16 protein-coding genes are annotated in these 17,301 nt (G+C 68.9%); 7 read left to right on the top strand and 9 right to left on the bottom strand.

Annotated features, from left to right (window positions below; genetic code table 11):
* Window positions 1–25: 25 nt before the first annotated feature.
* From AXZ95_RS18110 to AXZ95_RS18090, 5 genes are all read right to left on the bottom strand, one after another.
* Complete coding sequence (locus AXZ95_RS18110) at window positions 26–1,768, bottom strand: penicillin-binding protein 2 (protein WP_018191371.1); 1,743 nt, start codon at window positions 1,766–1,768, stop codon at window positions 26–28.
* 20 nt (window positions 1,769–1,788) lie between these two features.
* The gene (locus tag AXZ95_RS18105) at window positions 1,789–2,460 is read right to left on the bottom strand and encodes a hypothetical protein (protein WP_018191372.1); all 672 of its coding nucleotides are present in this window, start codon (window positions 2,458–2,460) and stop codon (window positions 1,789–1,791) included.
* Window positions 2,457–3,461, bottom strand: a complete 1,005-nt coding sequence (gene rsmH, locus AXZ95_RS18100; RefSeq protein ID WP_018191373.1) for a 16S rRNA (cytosine(1402)-N(4))-methyltransferase RsmH — start codon at window positions 3,459–3,461, stop codon at window positions 2,457–2,459. Before rsmH ends, AXZ95_RS18105 begins: the two co-directional genes overlap by 4 nt.
* Before the next feature lie 115 nt (window positions 3,462–3,576).
* Window positions 3,577–4,008, bottom strand: a complete 432-nt coding sequence (gene mraZ / locus AXZ95_RS18095) for a division/cell wall cluster transcriptional repressor MraZ (protein ID WP_018191374.1) — start codon at window positions 4,006–4,008, stop codon at window positions 3,577–3,579.
* 239 nt (window positions 4,009–4,247) lie between these two features.
* Complete coding sequence (locus AXZ95_RS18090) at window positions 4,248–4,628, bottom strand: DUF3040 domain-containing protein (protein WP_018191375.1); 381 nt, start codon at window positions 4,626–4,628, stop codon at window positions 4,248–4,250.
* 80 nt (window positions 4,629–4,708) lie between these two features.
* On the opposite strand from AXZ95_RS18090, the gene AXZ95_RS18085 reads away from it, so the two are divergent.
* Entirely contained in the window at window positions 4,709–5,839 is a 1,131-nt protein-coding gene (locus AXZ95_RS18085) for a polyprenyl synthetase family protein (protein WP_018191376.1), read from the top strand.
* 25 nt (window positions 5,840–5,864) lie between these two features.
* Here AXZ95_RS18085 and AXZ95_RS18080 read toward each other — a convergent pair whose 3' ends face one another.
* Window positions 5,865–6,206, bottom strand: a complete 342-nt coding sequence (locus tag AXZ95_RS18080) for an Rv2175c family DNA-binding protein (protein ID WP_018191377.1) — start codon at window positions 6,204–6,206, stop codon at window positions 5,865–5,867.
* A 150-nt stretch (window positions 6,207–6,356) separates the two neighbouring features.
* Between AXZ95_RS18080 and AXZ95_RS18075 the strand changes: the two genes are divergently transcribed.
* The 6 genes from AXZ95_RS18075 to AXZ95_RS18050 all read left to right on the top strand — a co-directional run bounded on the left by AXZ95_RS18075 (window position 6,357) and on the right by AXZ95_RS18050 (window position 14,101).
* Window positions 6,357–7,466 carry a LysM domain-containing protein gene (locus AXZ95_RS18075; RefSeq protein WP_018191378.1) on the top strand — a complete coding sequence of 370 codons (1,110 nt, stop codon included), beginning with the start codon at window positions 6,357–6,359 and terminating at the stop codon, window positions 7,464–7,466.
* Window positions 7,467–7,552: 86 nt separating this feature from the next.
* On the top strand, window positions 7,553–9,454 hold the full coding sequence (gene pknB / locus AXZ95_RS18070; protein WP_018191379.1) for a Stk1 family PASTA domain-containing Ser/Thr kinase: 1,902 nt from the start codon (window positions 7,553–7,555) through the stop codon (window positions 9,452–9,454).
* A 249-nt stretch (window positions 9,455–9,703) separates the two neighbouring features.
* Complete coding sequence (locus AXZ95_RS18065; protein ID WP_018191380.1) at window positions 9,704–10,693, top strand: hypothetical protein; 990 nt, start codon at window positions 9,704–9,706, stop codon at window positions 10,691–10,693.
* A gap of 194 nt (window positions 10,694–10,887) precedes the next feature.
* Window positions 10,888–12,174, top strand: a complete 1,287-nt coding sequence (locus AXZ95_RS18060; RefSeq protein ID WP_231374441.1) for a hypothetical protein — start codon at window positions 10,888–10,890, stop codon at window positions 12,172–12,174.
* Window positions 12,171–12,845 (top strand): ABC transporter ATP-binding protein, encoded by a 675-nt coding sequence (locus AXZ95_RS18055; RefSeq protein ID WP_018191382.1) that lies wholly within the window; start codon window positions 12,171–12,173, stop codon window positions 12,843–12,845. The genes AXZ95_RS18060 and AXZ95_RS18055 overlap by 4 nt, the downstream gene beginning before the upstream one ends.
* Window positions 12,846–12,859: 14 nt before the next feature.
* Window positions 12,860–14,101: an ABC transporter permease gene (locus AXZ95_RS18050; RefSeq protein ID WP_018191383.1), complete on the top strand. Its 1,242-nt coding sequence runs from the start codon at window positions 12,860–12,862 to the stop codon at window positions 14,099–14,101.
* Window positions 14,102–14,158: 57 nt separating this feature from the next.
* Here AXZ95_RS18050 and AXZ95_RS18045 read toward each other — a convergent pair whose 3' ends face one another.
* The 3 genes from AXZ95_RS18045 to AXZ95_RS18035 all read right to left on the bottom strand — a co-directional run bounded on the left by AXZ95_RS18045 (window position 14,159) and on the right by AXZ95_RS18035 (window position 17,271).
* Complete coding sequence (locus AXZ95_RS18045; protein ID WP_018191384.1) at window positions 14,159–15,493, bottom strand: 3-deoxy-7-phosphoheptulonate synthase class II; 1,335 nt, start codon at window positions 15,491–15,493, stop codon at window positions 14,159–14,161.
* 109 nt (window positions 15,494–15,602) lie between these two features.
* Window positions 15,603–16,292 (bottom strand): lysophospholipid acyltransferase family protein, encoded by a 690-nt coding sequence (locus AXZ95_RS18040; RefSeq protein WP_018191385.1) that lies wholly within the window; start codon window positions 16,290–16,292, stop codon window positions 15,603–15,605.
* Between the two features lie 28 nt (window positions 16,293–16,320).
* Window positions 16,321–17,271, bottom strand: a complete 951-nt coding sequence (locus AXZ95_RS18035; protein WP_018191386.1) for an ROK family glucokinase — start codon at window positions 17,269–17,271, stop codon at window positions 16,321–16,323.
* Window positions 17,272–17,301: the final 30 nt, after the last annotated feature.

The following is a 17,301-nucleotide window of genomic DNA, read 5'->3' as shown; positions in this document are numbered from 1 at the left end:
GGCTCACTTTCAGTAGACGGTGTTTCTAGTAGTAGGGCGGATAGTCCGCCGGGCTCGACGTGGAGGGCTTCACCCGGTAGGTCTTCAGCACCTGACTCATGATCGTGTGGAACAGCGGAGCGGCGGCTGCCGACGAAGTAATGGTAGTCGGGAACCCGAGGTTGACCGAAACGACGTACTGCGGATCGTCCACCGGCGCGACGCCCATGACCGACACGTAGTACGACGGCAGGTACCCGCCCTTGCCGTCCGGCTGCTGGGCCGTTCCGGTCTTCGCGGCGATGCGGTACCCGGGGATCTGGAGCTGCTTCTTCAGCTCGCCGTCGGTGACGACGGACTCCATCATCCCGAGCGTCGTGGCCGCCGCCTGAGCGGATACGACCGGCGTCGGCTTGCTGTCCGGGATGTCCGTCACCGAGCCGTCCGGGTGCTCGCATCCCTCGACCAGGGACAGCGGGATGCGGGTGCCGCCATTGGCGAGCGCCTGGTACGCCCCGACCATCTGCAGCTGGGTCGCCGAGACGCCCTGGCCGAACATCGTCGCGTACTTGGTCTGGTCGTCCCAGTCCTTGACCGGGTGGAGCTCGCCGGCGGACTCGTCGGGGTACGGCAGACCGGTCGGATCGCCGATCCCGAACTTCTTCAGGTAGTCGTACCGCGTCTGGTCGCTGAGCGCGCGGCCCAGCTGCGACATGCCGGTGTTCGACGACATCATGAGCACGCCGGTGAGCGTGAGCCGGAGCGGTGCGTGGAATCCCGAGTCGTGCAGGTCGGCCCCGTTGCCGGACTGCCAGGAGTACGGGGCGAGCACCTGCGAGGTCGGCGTCGCCTTGCCCTGGTCGATGAGCATCGCGGCGGTCAGCGCCTTGAAGGTGGAGCCCGGCTCCCGCGGGTCGGTGAGCGGCTGAAGCCGCCAGAACGACGGGTCCGTCGCATCGATGTTGTTGGGGTCGAGCGACGGCACCTGCGCGATCGCCTTGATCTTCCCCGTCTTCGCCTCCGCCACGGTCACGAAGCCGAACTTGGAGCCTGTCGCGGCGACCTGCTGCGCGAGGGTCTGCTGCGCGAACCATTGGAGATCCGAGTCGATCGTCAGCTTGAGCGTGCCGCCGTCCTTCGCCTCCTTCTGCACCACGGTGCTGCCCGGGATGGCGACGCCGTCGGCTCCGCGCTGGTAGGTCTCCTCGCCGTTCTCCCCTGCCAGACAGCCGTTCTCGCTGGCCTCCAGCCCCGCGTCGCCGCCCTGAGAGAGGTAGCCGAGCAGGTTGCCCGCGACGGCGCCGTTCGGGTAGCTGCGGGCCTGCTTCTTGGTGAAGGTGAGCCACGGGTACGGGAGCTTGTCGAGCTTGTCGAACGTCCCGACATCCATACCGGCCTTGATGAGGACGTACTGCGACTTCGGATTCTCTTTGAGCGCCGCGTCGAGAAGCGCGACGACGGCATCGCCGCCCTGGCCGGTGATCGCACCGATCTTCGCGGCCGCCTCGACCATCTTCGCCCGGCCGCCGGCGATCGCATCCTTCGGCGAGGCCGCAGCCGTGTACGTGTAGATCGTGGTGGCCAGCACCGTGCCGTCACTGTCGATGATGTCGCCGCGGTTGCCCAGCAGCGGCGTCGACACCTCCTTGGCGGTCACCGACTGCTTCTGCAGCGCATCCGCCCGGACCACCTGGATGTCGACCAGCTTGGCGCCGAGGATGCCGACGGTCGCTGCGACGGCGAGGACCGTCATGGCGGTCCGCCGCCGCAGCATCTTCTTGCTGACCATGCCCCGCATCCGTCCCGTCGTCAGTGCGTCACCGGAGTCGGCAACGCTCCCTGCAACGGTACGGTCGGCGCGGCCCCGGATCCGGTAGCCCCACCCGAAGTTGTGGAATTCCCAGCCTGCCCCGCCGCTGGGGACGGATTCGCCGTCTGCTGCGGCTGCGTCACCAGCGAGACGCCCGCGAGCAGTGCGTTCGGGACGAGGTTGCCCTGCGTGCCGGTGACCGTGCCCGCGGCCCCGCTCGCCGGCAGCGGCGCCCCCAGCACCGCTCCGTCGGAGAGGCGCAGGTAGGCGGGGTTGCTGTTGCTGACCATCCCGAGCGCGTTGGCGTTCGCGGCCAGATTCTGCGGCGACGCGACCCGGTTGAGGTCCTCCGACACCGCCTGGTACGAACGCTGCAGCTCGGTCTGCTTCGACTCCAGCGTCTGCAGCTGGTAGGCGCCCTGCGAGATTCCGATGCTGAGGAGGAGCTGGGCCACCACGACCGCGAGCAGCGTGGCGACCGCGATCCCCGCGTACAGGGCGCGAGGGCGTGCACGTCGCTGGGACCGGGTCGGGACGACCTCGAGGTGGGTCCGCTTCGGCTCCTCCACCGGTGCGGGGAGGGCGCCGCCGCGCCAGAGCGCCGCGGGGCGCAGTGTCGCGGGACGTCTGCGCCCGGTGACCGGGGCCGCCTCTGCCAGATTGCCGCTCACGACCGCCTCCTCGTCTCGTCTGTGCTGTGGGATGCGCCGCTCGCCGGGCGCACCCGCTCGGCCGCCCGCAGGCGCACCGGGGTGGCCCTCGGGTTGGCGGCCTTCTCGTCGTCGTCGGCCAGTTCCGCACCGCGGATGAGGAGCTTCAGCTCCGGCCGGTGCTCGGGGAGCTCGACGGGCAGTCCCGCCGGAGCGCTCGACGTGGAGCGGGCCTGCAGCTCGCGCTTCACGATGCGGTCCTCGAGCGACTGATACGCCTCCACGACGATGCGCCCGCCCACCGACAGGGAGTCGATGGCCGCAGGGATCGCCCGCTGCAGCACCGCCAGCTCCTGGTTGACCTCGATGCGCAGAGCCTGGAAGACGCGCTTGGCGGGATGCCCCTGCCGCTGCAGGGCCACCGGAGTCGCCTTGATGATGAGGTCGACCAGCTGGCCGGAGCGCACCAGAGGCTCGCGCTCGCGCGACTCCACGATCCGGGAGGCGTAGCGGCCCGCGAGCTTCTCTTCGCCGTACTCGCGGAAGATGCGCCGCAGGTCGGCCTCGGAGTACTCCGCCAGGACCGTCGCGGCGGTGAGCTCGCTCGTGCCGTCCATCCGCATGTCGAGCGGCGCGTCCTTCGAATAGGAGAAGCCGCGCTCCACCCGGTCGAGCTGGAGGGAGGAGACGCCGAGGTCGAACAGCACGCCGTCGACCGCCTCGAAGCCGAGCCCCTCGATGGCCTCGCGGATGCCGTCGTACACCGTGTGGACGAGGTGCACGCGGTCACCGAAACGCTCCAGGCGCTCCCCCGCGATCGCCAGCGCCTCGGGGTCGCGGTCGAGCCCGACCAGCGTGACGTCCGGGAAGCGCTCGAGGATGCCGGCGGAGTGGCCGCCCATCCCGAGCGTCGCGTCGACGAAGACGGCGCCGGGCCGCGTCAGCGCGGGGCCGAGCAGCTCGATGCAGCGCTCCAGGAGGACCGGAGTGTGGATGGGGGAGGTGTCGTCGGAGTCGGCCATGGTCGTTCGGGACGAGTCGCCTGCCCCTGATCCCGGATCCCCATCCATTCCGACCTGGCACCGGGGAAGTGGTGTCAGGGCGTATGGCTGGGAGTCCGGCGCCAGGGACGCGGGCTCAGAAGAGTCCCGGGATCACCTCCTCCTCCGTGTTGGCGAATGCTGCTTCCTGCTCGGCCAGGTAGGTCTCCCAGGCCTGGGCGTCCCAGATCTCCGCGCGGCTGCCGGCGCCGATCACGACGAGGTCGCGATCGAGTCCCGCATACGAGCGGAGCGCGGACGGGATGGTCACCCGGTTCTGCTTGTCCGGGACCTCTGCGCTCGCCCCCGAGAGGAAGACGCGCAGATAGTCACGGGCCTGCTTGCTCGTCACCGGCGCCTGGCGGATCTTCTCGTGGAGCGATTCGAACTCGCGCTGCGAGAAGACGTAGACGCAGTGCTCCTGGCCACGGGTGAGGACGAGGCCGGACGCGAGCTCATCCCGGAATTTCGCCGGCAGGATGATGCGCCCCTTCTCGTCCAGCTTGGGGGCATGCGTACCGAGGAACATCGGCTGCCACCCCCACTCTCCCGGCCCAGGTTGCGGTGTGGCTCCACTTTACTCCACTTCCATCCACAAAATCTCGCATTGAGGACAGATTGCCCCGAAGTGGGTACGTCAAGGCCCGGAAAGACGCGGAACTCGCGGGTGGAGGAAAGTGGAGCGATCAGGCGGCTCCTGGAGCAACAAAAAAGGGCCGATCAGAAGATCGGCCCTTCGTCGAAGAACGTGTGGAGCGGAGTGGAGGGTTAGCCCTCGCCGCCGTCGTTGCGCTTGTCCCAGCGGTCGTTCATGCGGTCCATGAAGCCTGTCTGACCGCCGCGCGCCTTCGCCTTCTTCGGCTCGGCGGCGCCCGGCTCGACCGCGACGCGCTTACCCGGCGCGATGGACACGAGGACGCCCGCGAACATCACGACGAAGCCCAGGATCCCGACGATCGGCTGCTGGTAGTAGACCCCGGCGATCAGTACGCCGACGCCCACGACGGCGAGCAGGATGCCGAGCACGATCGACCGGTAGGCGGGACGTGCCCGCTTGCCCCCGACCTTCGCGACGAAATCTGCGTCGTTCTGATAGAGACTGCGTTCCATCTCTTCGAGGAGGCGCTGCTCGTGTTCCGAAAGCGGCATCCGATTCCCCCTCTTTCTCGCGGGTTCGAGGCTTCAGTGAGGTCGATTCTAGACCTCACGTGTCTGGCTAGGCTAGGCGTGTGTCTGAAAGCATCCGATTCGTCGACCTCATCCAGTCAAGAATCGATGGATTCTTCGATGCGCGTGCCTCCATTCTCGTCTCGATCGCCGACGAGCTCTCTCCCGTAGCGGCGTTCTCAAGGGAATTTCTCAGCGGCGGCAAGCGCTTCCGCGCCCTGTTCTGCTTCTGGGGATGGCAGGCCGTCCGCACCGCAGGAGACGAGGGCGACGACGGGTCGGACAGTGGCGCCGTCACGGCCGGCGGCGCCCTCGACGCCGTGGTCTCCGTCGCCAGCGCCCTCGAGCTGTTCCACGCCGCCGCGCTCGTCCACGACGACCTCATCGACAACTCGGACACCCGGCGCGGCAAGCCGGCCGCCCACAAGCGCTTCGAGCACCTCCACGAGAACGAGGGATGGGGCGGTTCCGGCGCGACTTTCGGCACGGGCGCGGCGACCCTCCTGGGCGACCTGCTGCTCATCCTCAGCGACGAGCTGTTCGACGAGGGGCTCACCCAGCTGGTGAGCGCACCGGCCCGGCGGGCGACGCGGGCGGAGTTCAACCGGATGCGGATCGACGTCACGGCGGGCCAGTACCTCGACATCTTCGAGGAGATCGGCTGGTCCGGCCGCCCCGACTCGGAGCAGCTGGAGCGCGCCGAGCGCGTCATCGTCTACAAGTCGGCCAAGTACTCGATCGAGTCCCCTCTGCTCATCGGCGCGAGCCTGGCGGGAGCGACCGTCGGCCAGCTGGAGTCGCTCCGGGCGTTCGGGCTCCCCCTCGGCATCGCCTACCAGCTGCGCGACGACCTGCTCGGCGTCTTCGGAGACGCCGACGTGACGGGTAAGCCCAGCGGAGACGACCTCCGCGAGGGCAAGCGGACGGTCCTCATCGCGCTCACGCGCCAGGCCATCCCGTCGGGCGCGCGTGCTGCCCTGGACGAACTGCTCGGCGACCCGGAGCTCACGCCGGAGCAGATCAGGACGATGCAGCTGACCATCCGGGAGTCCGGGGCCGTCGACACGGTGGAGCGGATGATCGCCGACAACGTCGCGCGCGCCATCGAGGCGTTGGATGCGGCGCCGCTCGGGGCGGCGGCGAAAGGGCAGCTCCGCGAGCTCGCGGTCGCGGTCACACGTCGGAGCGCGTAGGCACCATCCCTGAGCCGGGAGCGATTCAGGCCAGCGCTTGGGCCACGCGGCGCACCTCGGCCTTGCGGCCGGCGCGCAGAGCCTCGATCGGCGATGTGCCGAGGCTCTCCTCCTCCGTCAGCAGCCAATCCACCGACTCGTCGTCGCTGAAGCCGTCGTCCGCCAGGACGATCAGGGTTCCCCGCAGCTCGCTGAGCGGCTGGCCGTCCTTGAGGAAGGACGCGGGCACCTTGAGCACGCCGTCGACGCGCTTGGCTCCCAGGTGGCGGTCCTCGATGAGCCGACGGACGCGGCTCACGCTCAGTCCCATCAGCTCGACGAGGTCGGGTACGGTCAACCACTCGGTGGTCTGGACGTGCTCGGTCACCCCACCAGCGTGCCACGGATTGCCGTCCGGCGAGAAGCGGGAGTAATTGTTACGATCATGTAAACCCGTGTCACATCCGTCACTCCTGTTGACTCCTCTCTCCTTGTGTGTCAGCGTGATGGGCGACGTGTCACTCGAAGAGGGGGTCACATGGCTCTGGCAGACACCGGCAGATCGCGCAGCATCCTGGGCACCGTCCCGATCGCGGTCGCGAGCTCGCTCGCGGTGACCCTGAACCTGGTCACGCCCGCACAGGCGGCGCCCCAGGAGGACCGCGCGACCGACCACTCCGGCGACACCGGCGAGATCAGTCCTCTCGAGCGCGCCGCGCTCGGCAGCACCATCGGGATGACGCCCAGCGGATCGACGTCGAGTACGTCCGCTCCGCTCACCTCCGTCGCGGCAGCACCCGCGACCTACCGCGTGCAGTCGGGCGACACCATCTCCGGCATCGCGGCGCGGTTCGGACTCTCGACCGCAGCCGTCCTCGCGATGAACGGCCTGAGCTGGAAGAGCCTGATCTTCCCGGGCCAGGTGCTCGCCCTCGCGCAGGCCGCACCCGCGCCCGCCCCGGCTCCCGCGGCTCCCGCGCCGGCTCCCAGTGCCACGGTGTACTCCGTGGTGCGCGGCGACACGATCAGCGGCATCGCCGGCCGTTTCGGCGTCACCACCCGCGCGGTGCTGGCTGCGAACGGCCTGAGCACCTCCAGCCTGATCTTCCCCGGGCAGAAGATCCGCATCCCGGGCATGACCACCGCCGCGCTCAACGCACCCGCACCGGCGCCCGTCGCCGCTCCGGCCCCCGTCGCCGCGCCGGCACCGCTGCCGACCGCGTCCGCCGGTCAGGTGGTCGCCCTCACCGACGAGATGCGCGCGAATGCCCAGCTGATCATCCGCATCGGCCGCCAGCAGGGCGTCCCGGACCAGGGCATCGTCATCGCCCTCGCCGCGGCCGCACAGGAATCCGGCCTCCGCAATGTCCGCTATGGCGACCGCGACTCCCTCGGGCTGTTCCAGCAGCGGCCGAGCACCGGATGGGGCACGCCGGAGCAGGTGCTCGACCCGACACGCGCGACGCTCGCCTTCTACGGCGGAGCGGGGAACCCCAACGCCGGCCGCACCCGTGGCCTCCTCGACATCCCCGGATGGACGCGGATGAGCGTGACGCAGGCCGCGCAGGCCGTGCAGATCTCGGCGTTCCCCGACGCCTACGCCAAGTGGGAGACGTCGGCGCGCACCTGGCTGGCCCAGCTCGGCTGAGCCGGAATGTCACAGCCCGATCACAGCCACCGTGTCCACCGGTGTTTTGCAGGGTTCTCGCCCGGCTCGTTCCCTAGACTCGATCCGTGACCACGAGCCAGACCGACCCGATGATCGGCCGTCTCATCGACGGCCGCTATCAGGTGCGCTCGCGGATCGCCCGAGGCGGCATGGCCACGGTGTACCTCGCGACCGACCTGCGCCTCGAGCGCCGCGTCGCGATCAAGATCATGCACGGCCACCTCGCCGACGACTCCACGTTCAAGAGCCGCTTCGTGCAGGAGGCCCGCTCGGCCGCCCGGCTCGCGCATCCCAACGTGGTCAACGTCTTCGATCAGGGCCAGGACTCCGACATGGCCTACCTGGTCATGGAGTACCTGCCCGGCATCACCCTGCGCGACCTGCTCAAGGACTACGGCAAGCTGACGCCCGAGCAGACCATCGACATCATGGAGGCGGTGCTCTCCGGCCTCGCCGCTGCGCACAAGGCGGGCATCGTCCACCGCGACCTCAAGCCGGAGAACGTGCTGCTCGCCGACGACGGGCGCATCAAGATCGGCGACTTCGGTCTCGCTCGTGCGGCCAGCGCCAACACGGCCACCGGCCAGGCGCTGCTGGGCACGATCGCCTACCTCTCCCCCGAGCTCGTCACCCGCGGCGTCGCCGACGCCCGAAGCGACATCTACGCGCTCGGCATCATGATGTACGAGATGCTCACCGGCCAGCAGCCCTTCCAGGGCGAGCAGCCGATGCAGATCGCCTACCAGCACGCGAACGACGCCGTGCCGGCGCCGAGCAGCAAGAACCCGGCCGTGCCCGCCGAGCTGGATGAGCTCGTCCTCTGGGCGACGGAGAAGGACCCGGACCGACGGCCGCGCGACGCGCGAGAGATGCTCGACCGCCTGCTGGAGGCCGAGAAGGCGCTCCGCGGCGAGGCCGTTCTGCAGCCGACGATGGTGCTGCCGCCCGCGTACGAGATCGACCAGGGCGACACTCAGATCATCAACCCGGCGATCCGCCAGCAGGTCGCGTCCAGCACGCCGGCCGCGGCGACGACCCTCACCGCCGCCGCCGCCAAGCGCCGCTCGAAGGGCTGGTGGCTGTTCGCGCTCGTCCTCGTGCTCGCCGGCGTCGCGGCCGGCACCGGCTGGTACTTCGGGGCGGGCCCTGGTTCGCTGGTCGCCATCCCGAACGTCGTCAACAAGGCGCCGGATGCGGCGGTGTCGCAGCTGCAGAAGCTCGGCTTCAAGACGGCGCAGGCACCTGAGTACAGCACGACCGTCGCGGCCGGGATGGTGTCGAGCACCGACCCGGGAGCCGGCGTGCCCGCGGGGCGCGGCAGCACGGTGACGCTGCGTGTCTCGCAGGGGCCGAAGCCCGTGACCATCCCGCCGCTCGCCGGCACGACGATCGACACCGCCAAGAGCGCCATCACCGGCGTCGGGGCGAAGGTCGGCACGGTCGCCGAGCAGTTCGATGCCAAGGTGCCCGCCAACACCGTCATCTCGGCGACCCGCGCCGACAACGGCGCGGACATCTCCGGCGGCGGCAGCTACTTCGAGGCCGCGTCGGTGAACCTCGTCGTCTCGGTCGGCGCCATCCCGGATGTCGCCGGCAAGTCCGTGGAGGACGCCACGGCCATCCTGAGCAAGGTCAAGCTCCTCACCTCCGCCGGCCCGCAGAGCTACAGCGACACGGTCGAGGAGGGCGACGTGATCTCCGCGCAGCCGCAGCACGAGCCCGTGCGCCCCGGCGACACCCTGCTGCTGGAGACGTCGAAGGGGCCGGAGCCCGTCACCATCCCGGATGTCGCCGGCAAGACCTGGGATGTGGCCAAGAAGGCGCTCACCGACGCCGGCTTCAAGCTCAAGTACAGCGCCATCGCCGACGTCGCACCGAACGCGTTCGTCGTGTCGAAGGTGTCGCCGGCCGGCGGGACTCAGGCGCCCAAGGGCTCCACCATCACGGTCAACTTCGCCGGCTTCTGAGCCCGCGGTCGGAGCGAGCGCGTCGGCGCGCCGACGTCCGGGCCGCGCGTCGGCGCGCCGACTCCCGAGCCGCGCGGAACGCGTATGCAATGTCGCATAGATAGGTAGCATTTCTCGTACCAACGATGGATGTCAATCCATCCGGCGAAGGACGCAATCGTGTCTCAGGTCCGGTGTACTCGAAGGAACGGCAAAAACGCGGCCGAACGCCCGCGAACCGCCTCCCTTCCGTGAACAAAGGACCCACACATGACCACTCACCGATCGAGTCGCCGCACCGGCGGCCTGGCAGCGTGCATTGCCGCGGTCGCCGTCGTCGCCACGGGGCTGTCCGGCTGCGCGACCGCATCGACGCCCGCGACAGAACTCACCCGAGAAAAGAGTCCGCTCTTCGCCATTCTCGGCCCTCTGAGCGGTCCGACGGGCGACGACGGCAGACGCGAGTTGGAGCGAAAGGTCGAGAACCTGATCGCGAAGTGCATGACCGACCAGGGCTTCGAATACACCCCCACCGACAACTCCGCCGCTGCGCCTGCGGAAGACGACGGGGAGAGCCGGGAGAGCGAGGACTGGATCTCGAAGAACGGCTACGGGATCACGCTCGGTGAGAAAGACGACGCCGCCGCCGCCGACCCCAATGAGGACTACGTCGCGTCGCTGTCCGACACACAACAGGCGGCGTATTACGAAGCTCTTCACGGGAGTGTCGCGGAAACCGAGGAAGGGGCCACCAACGCCAGCAAGCCGTTCGACCCGAAAACGGCGGGGTGCTGGAACACGGCCTACCGGGAAGCGAACGGCGGGAAGGGTGACTTCTGGGAGGACAAGAAGTACGCCCAACTCCTGGAGTCGATGTCTGAGCTGACGACGAAGGCCGAGAAGCAGCCTGCTGTCAAAGCCGCGACGGCTACCTGGGCCAGTTGCATGGCGGATGCGGGATTCTCGACGATGAAGAAGAAGTCGGATGCCCTCGAACTCGCATCCCAGAAGCACGGAGACCTCTACAACGCCACGGACGGCGAGGTGAACAGCGCAGAATCCGTCGACCCCTCGAAAGCGGACCTGGCGAAATTCCGCGAATGGGAAATCGACATCGCGCTTGCCGACTTCCGCTGCGACAAGAAGTCCGACCTCACCCAGGTCGCGCTGAAGGCGCAATTCGAACTGGAAGAGAAGTTCATCGCGGACCATCGCGAGGAACTGGACCAGCTTGTCGACGCGTATGGCAACAGGAAATGACCCGGCGCGACCGCCAGCCCGTCGCGGTCGCGGGGTGGTCGCGGGTGATCCGCGGGAACCGTCCGATCTGGGGCGTAGCGGCCGCCTCGGTCGCGTGCCTTCTTGCCGGGTACGTCGGTGGGGGCGCACTCTCCTCGCCGGGTGCGGAGCCTTCCGTTGACGGAGGGCCGGTCACCGTCCCCGTCGAGTCACGGGTGCTCACGAATACCGTGAAGCTCCGCGGTGACGCAACATTCGACGACGCGATCGAACTGACCGTCGCCGCCGGAGAACTGGACGGCGCGGCCGTTGTCACGGGCGCCGTCCCCGATGTCGGCGCCACCCTCAACGCGCTCAGTGTCGCCCTCGAAGTCGCGGGACGCCCGGTAATCGTCCTTCCGGGTGCGCTGCCCGCATACCGAACGGTGCGCGCGGGGAATTCGGGCCCGGACGTCGTCCAGGTGAAGGAGGCGCTCCGCGCATCCGGATTCGATCCCGGGAGCTCGGACACGTACGATGCGGCGACAGCCGCTGCCGTCGCGGCCATGTATGAGAAGGCGGGATATGCCGCCCCCGCAGTCGACTCTGCAGCCGCGGGCGCACTCGAGGCAGCAGAAGGCGCAGCGGCGGAAGCGGCAAAGGCACTCGCTGCAGCGCAGCGCGAACTCGCCGCTGCGGCCAAAGGACCGGACCAGGCTCGGCGCGTCGAACTCGACAATGCAGTCAAGGAAGCGCAGCGAGAGCTCGCTGCGGCGCGGAGCGCAGGCGACCCCGCTGCCATTGCCCGCGCCGAAGACGCGGTGGTCCTCGCCCAGACGCAGCGGGATGTCGCACTAGCTGCGCCCGACACCGCTTCCGAAGCAGCCGCGGTCGCTGCTGCTCGAACGGAGCTGTCGGCATCCCAAACCGCCCTCGAGACAGCACGCCAGGCCGCCATCACCCCTCTCCCCGCCAACGAGGTGCAATTCCTTCCGACCCTTCCGCGCCGCGTCGACGAAGTGCGAACCGAGCGCGGGAAGACCCTCGACGGCGCGGCTCTCGTCGTCTCCGGCGCGACGCTGTCGATCACCGCGGAAGCCGGTTCCGCCGACGCCAAACTCCTCCGGGCCGGCCAGAAGGCGACCGTCGAACTGGCGGACGGGTCGGAGACGGATGCGGTGGTCGGCACAGTCACTCCGCAGACAGCCAAGGACGGCGATAAAAACAAGACCGGAGCCCGTTGGGATGTGACGCTCGCCCTGACTTCTCCCCGTCCGCAACAGATCGAGCAACTGCGCGGGCAGAGCGTCCGGGTCGACATCCCGGTCTCGGCGACGGACGGCAAGGTACTCGTTGTTCCGGCCGCCGCGCTTTCAGCCGGACCGGGAGGCGAGACCCGAATCGAAATTGCAACGGGCCGCGAGACCCGTGTCGTACCAGTCGAGACCGGCCTCGCGGCCGAGGGACTCGTCGAGATCAGCGGAAAGATCACGGCGGCCGACCGCGTGGTGGTCGGACGGTGAGCGCGCCCGTGATCGAGCTCGTGGACGTGACGAAATCGTTCCCCGGGCCGCCCGTGGTCACTGCTCTGCATGCTGCCACAATCCGTATCGAGTCCAGCGCCTACGTCTCCATCGTCGGGCCGAGCGGCTCGGGGAAATCGACGCTGCTCAATCTGCTGGGTCTGCTCGATCGACCGACGACGGGCAGTTACCTGTTCGACGGTGTACCAACAACCGATCTGACCGAGAACGGACGTGCCGCCCTTCGCGCGCGCAGCATCGGTTTCGTCTTCCAGTCGTTCCATCTGCTTCCTGAACGCACGGTGCTCGAGAACGTGCTGTTATCAACTTTGTACAGCGGCGTTCCGCGGGAGTCCCGTCTCGAGCGCGCCCTCACCGCGATCGAACAGGTCGGGCTGAGCCACCGCTCCACCTTCACCCCAGCCACGCTCTCGGGCGGTGAGCGGCAACGCGTCGCCGTCGCGCGCGCGATCATCACCTCACCGAAGGTCCTCCTCGCCGACGAGCCGACCGGAAACCTCGATCAGCAGACGTCACGGCGGGTGATGGAGCTCTTCGAGCAGCTCAATGACGACGGCATGGCGGTCGTCGTCATCACCCACGACGCCGCGGTCGCCCGGCGGGCGACCCGCGTCGTCCATATCGTCGACGGACGGGTGGAGGAGCAATGAGAACGGGAGCGCGGATGGGCACAAAGCGCCGCCGCGCCGATCCCGACCGCTTCACGGTCCAGGACCTCTTCGCCGAGGCGACTCGGGGGCTCACGGGGCATCCGGGACGACTCCTGTTGACAACCGTCGGCACCGTGCTCGGCATCGGTTCGCTCGTGGTGACGTACGGTCTGGCTCAGACAACGAACGCCGAGCTGCGGAGGCAGCTCGACCCCTCCCAGGCGACTCACTTCGTCGTCGCGCCCGAAACCGCTCGGGACTCGTCCGGCACCACGCGCCCGACCTCCGTGTTCCCTGTCGATGCCGAAGATCGTATCCTCGCACTGCGCGGCGTCGACGCGGCCGGAGTGCTCACAGAGGTACCGACGGGCGACGCCGCCATCACGACGGTCCCGGTCAACGATCCGTCCGCCCCCGACACCCTGCCTCCGGTGGTATTCGCCGCGAGTCCCGGTCTCTTCGAGGCCGTCGGAGCGCACGTCGGGGCCGGACGTACATTCGACCACGGCCACCGTTCCCGAACCGACAGAGTCGCAATCCTCGGGAAGTCAGCGGCGTCCGACCTCGGGGTTTCCCGACTCGACCGGCAGCCCACGGTCTTCATCGATGCCCTTCCGTACACCGTGATCGGGATACTGACGGAGACCCAACAGCGGCGTGACATGCTGGGCGGCGTCATCATCCCTGACAGTACGGCGCAGACCGACTTCCGCGCACCTCCCGGCGACGAACTCCACCTGAAGGTGAAGCGCGGTCTCGGCGGGCTCATCCAGCGTCAAGCCCCCATCGCCTTGTCGCCCAATGCACCGGAGGATTTTCGATCGCGGGTTCTCGCGGCCTCCGGTCGCGCGGCCCAAGCGCAAGCTGATACGAACATGGCGTTCCTCGTGCTCGGCATCATCTCGCTGCTCGCGGGCGCACTCGGAATCATCAACGTGACCATCCTGTCGGTGAAGGAGCGCACCGGCGAGATCGGGCTCCGGCGGGCTCTCGGCGCCACACCACGTAACATCGGCTCTCAGTTCATGGTGGAAACCGGAATCATCGGCATCATGGGAGGACTGGCCGGCACTGCGCTCGGCGTGGTCGCCGTGGTCGCGATCGCGGCGACGCAGGGGTGGAGTCCGGCTCTGGACAACTGGATCGCGCTGGCCGCCCCCGCACTCGGCACCATCATCGGCTTGGCGGCCGGTATCTATCCCGCCCTCCGGGCCGCACGTATCGAGCCGGCCACCGCGCTTCGCGGCGGCACCTAGTCCGTCGCCGATTCTCGATGCCACTCAGCATCGGGACCGGCGACGGACGAGCTGGTATCAGCGACCGGCGGCCGAGAGCTCCTCGGCGACCAGGAAGGCCAGCTCCAGCGACTGCTGGTGATTCAGACGGGGGTCGCAGAGCGACTCGTAGCGCGTCGCCAGCGTCTCCTCGTCGATGTGCTCGGAACCGCCCAGGCACTCGGTCACGTCGTCGCCGGTGAGCTCCACGTGGATGCCGCCCGGGTTGGTGCCGGCAGCACGGTGCGCCTCGAAGAAGCCCTTCACCTCGTCGACGATGTCGTCGAACCGGCGCGTCTTGTAGCCGGTCGGCGTGGTGAGACCGTTGCCGTGCATCGGGTCGGTGACCCACAGCGGCTTCGCGTCCGACCGCTTGATCGCCTCGAGCAGCGGCGGCAGGGCATCCCGGATCTTGCCGGCGCCCATCCGGGTGATGAAGGTCAGGCGGCCGGGCTCACGCTCGGGGTCCAGCTTGTCGATGAGGCGCAGCATGTCGTCGCGGGAGGTGGTCGGCCCGAGCTTCACGCCGATCGGGTTGCGCACGCGCGACAGGAAGTCGACGTGTGCGCCGTCCAGCTCACGCGTCCGCTCGCCGATCCAGACGAAGTGCGCCGACGTGTTGTACGGCGTGCCGGTGCGGGAGTCGATGCGCGTCATCGGCCGCTCGTAGTCCATGAGCAGCGCCTCGTGGCTGGAGTAGAACTCCACCCGCGTGAGCTCGTCGAAGTCGGCGCCCGCCGCCTCCATGAACTTGATGGCGCGGTCGATCTCGCGCGCGAGGCCCTCGTAGCGCTGGTTGGCCGGGTTCGCGGCGAAGCCGCGGTTCCAGCTGTGCACCTGGCGCAGGTCGGCGAATCCACCCTGGGTGAAGGCGCGGATGAGGTTCAGCGTGGATGCGGCGGTGTGGTACCCCTGCACCAGCCGGCGCGGATCGGCCTGGCGCGACTCGGGCGTGAAGTCGTAGCCGTTGACGATGTCCCCGCGGTACGCCGGCAGCGTGACGCCGTTGCGCGTCTCGATGTCGCTGGAGCGCGGCTTGGCGAACTGCCCGGCCATGCGGCCCATCTTGATGACGGGCACGGAGGCGCCGTAGGTGAGCACGACGGCCATCTGCAGCACCGTCTTGACGCGGTTGCGGATGGCGTCGGCCGTCGCTCCGGCGAACGTCTCGGCGCAGTCGCCGCCCTGCAGCAGGAACGCCTTGCCCTCGGCGGCCCGGGCCAGCCGCGTCCGCAGCTGGTCGACCTCGCCGGCGAACACCAGCGGCGGAAGGGTGGCGATCTCGGCGGACGCGGCAGCCGCGGCCTCCGGGTCCGGCCACGCCGGCTGCTGCTTGATCGGGAGCGTGCGCCAATACTCCAGGCCCTCGATCACGGACTCGTCAGGTCGCACGACGGGCTCTGTGGTCTGTAGCACTGGTCTTCCGCTCACTCGGGGTTTGGATGGGATATCCGAGCCTATCGCGAAAGCCGATGCGGCCGTCCTACTGTGACAGCGTCGCCCGCTTCTCCTTGACCGTGCTGGCGTAGACATCGACGTATTCCTGGTCGCCGAGGCGCTGCAGCTCGTACATGATCTCGTCGGTGACGGAGCGCAGGATGAAGCGGTCGCCCTCCATCCCGTCGAACCGGGAGAAGTCGAGCGGCTCCCCCACGATGATGCCGATGCGCCCGATCTTCGGGAGCCGCTTGCCGATCGGCATGATCTTGGCCGTATCCACCATCGCGACGGGGACGACCGGGACGCCGGCCTCCAGGATCATCCGCGCGACGCCCGTTCGGCCGCGGTACAGCTTGCCGTCCGGGCTGCGGGTGCCCTCCGGGTAGATGCCGAGGATCTCGCCACGAGCGAGTACGGCGAGCCCGGTGTTGAGCGACGCCTCCGACGCCTTGCCGCCGGAGCGGTCGATGGGGAGCTGGCCGGTGGCGTTCATGAACGCCTTGGTCGCCCATCCCTTCAGGCCCCTGCGGGTGAAGTAGTCGCTCTTGGCGAGGAAGGAGACGTGCCGGTCGACCTCGAGCGGCAGGAAGATCGAGTCGATGAACGACAGATGGTTGCTCGCGAGGATGACCGGTCCGTCGGTGGGGATGTTCTCGAGGCCGACGACCCACGGCCGGAAGATACCGCGCAGCAGCGGTCCCACGATCACGTACTTCATCAGCCAGTAGAACATCGAACCGAAGCCTATCCCCGCGCTGCCCCTAGAGCGAGGATGCGTGCAGTCGCGCCAGGTCGGCCGCTCCGACCACCCCGGCGTCGTTCACCAGCTCGGCGATCGCGAACTCGGGCTCCGGGTGGAAGCCGCGGGCCGGGAGGTTCTCCAGGTACGCCAGCCGGATGGGCTCCAGCAGCAGCTCGCCCGCCTGGGCGACGCCGCCTCCGAAGACGAAGAGCTGCGGGTCGAGGATGGCGCCGAGGCTCGCGCACGCCTGCCCGAGCCAGTCGCCGAGCTGGCGGAGGGCGGCGAGTGCGCCCGGGTCGCCCGCGGTGATCAGGGCGCTGATGTCGTTCCCGGTGAGCGCGCCGGTCCGGCTGCGCACATCCGCGAGTCCCTGGCCGATCCCGCCCGCGTCCGCGAGCTCGTTCGCCATGCGCTGCAGAGCACGACCGGAGCCGTACTGCTCGATGCAGCCGTGCGCGCCGCAGCCGCAGGGAAGCCCGCCGGGCACGACGCGCATGTGGCCGATCTCGGCTCCCGCGCCGAAGCCGCCGCGGAACAGGCGGTCGTTGCTGACGATCGCACCCCCCACACCGGTTCCGATGGTGAGGACCACCATGTCGGAGACCAGCCGGCCCGCGCCGTAGCGGAACTCCGCCCAACCGGCCGCGTTGGCGTCGTTCTCGATGATCACGGGGATGTCGATGCGCTGCTCGAGCTTCTCCCGGAAGGGCTCGTGGCGCCAGTTGATGTTCGGCGCGTAGTAGACGGTCGACTGAGCGGCGTCGATGAAGCCGGCGGCGGCGACTCCCGCACCGGCGATCTCCTCCGGGCCGTCGCTGAGGCGCTGGATCATCGCGACGACCGCGTTCTCGATCTCCTCCGGACGTGTCGCGTCGGTGGGGACGCGATCCTCCCGGACGATCGTCCCGAGCTCGTCGACGAGGGCTCCGGCGATCTTGGTCCCTCCGATGTCGATGCCGATGGCGTGCACGTGGGGCCTTCCTGGAGGGATGGTGAGAGG

The sequence above is a fragment of the Leifsonia sp. 115AMFTsu3.1 genome, assembly GCF_004362795.1.
GTDB lineage: Bacteria > Actinomycetota > Actinomycetes > Actinomycetales > Microbacteriaceae > Leifsonia.
The sequence above is the reverse complement of the archived record's forward strand: the minus strand, read 5'-3'. Positions and strand labels throughout refer to the sequence as shown.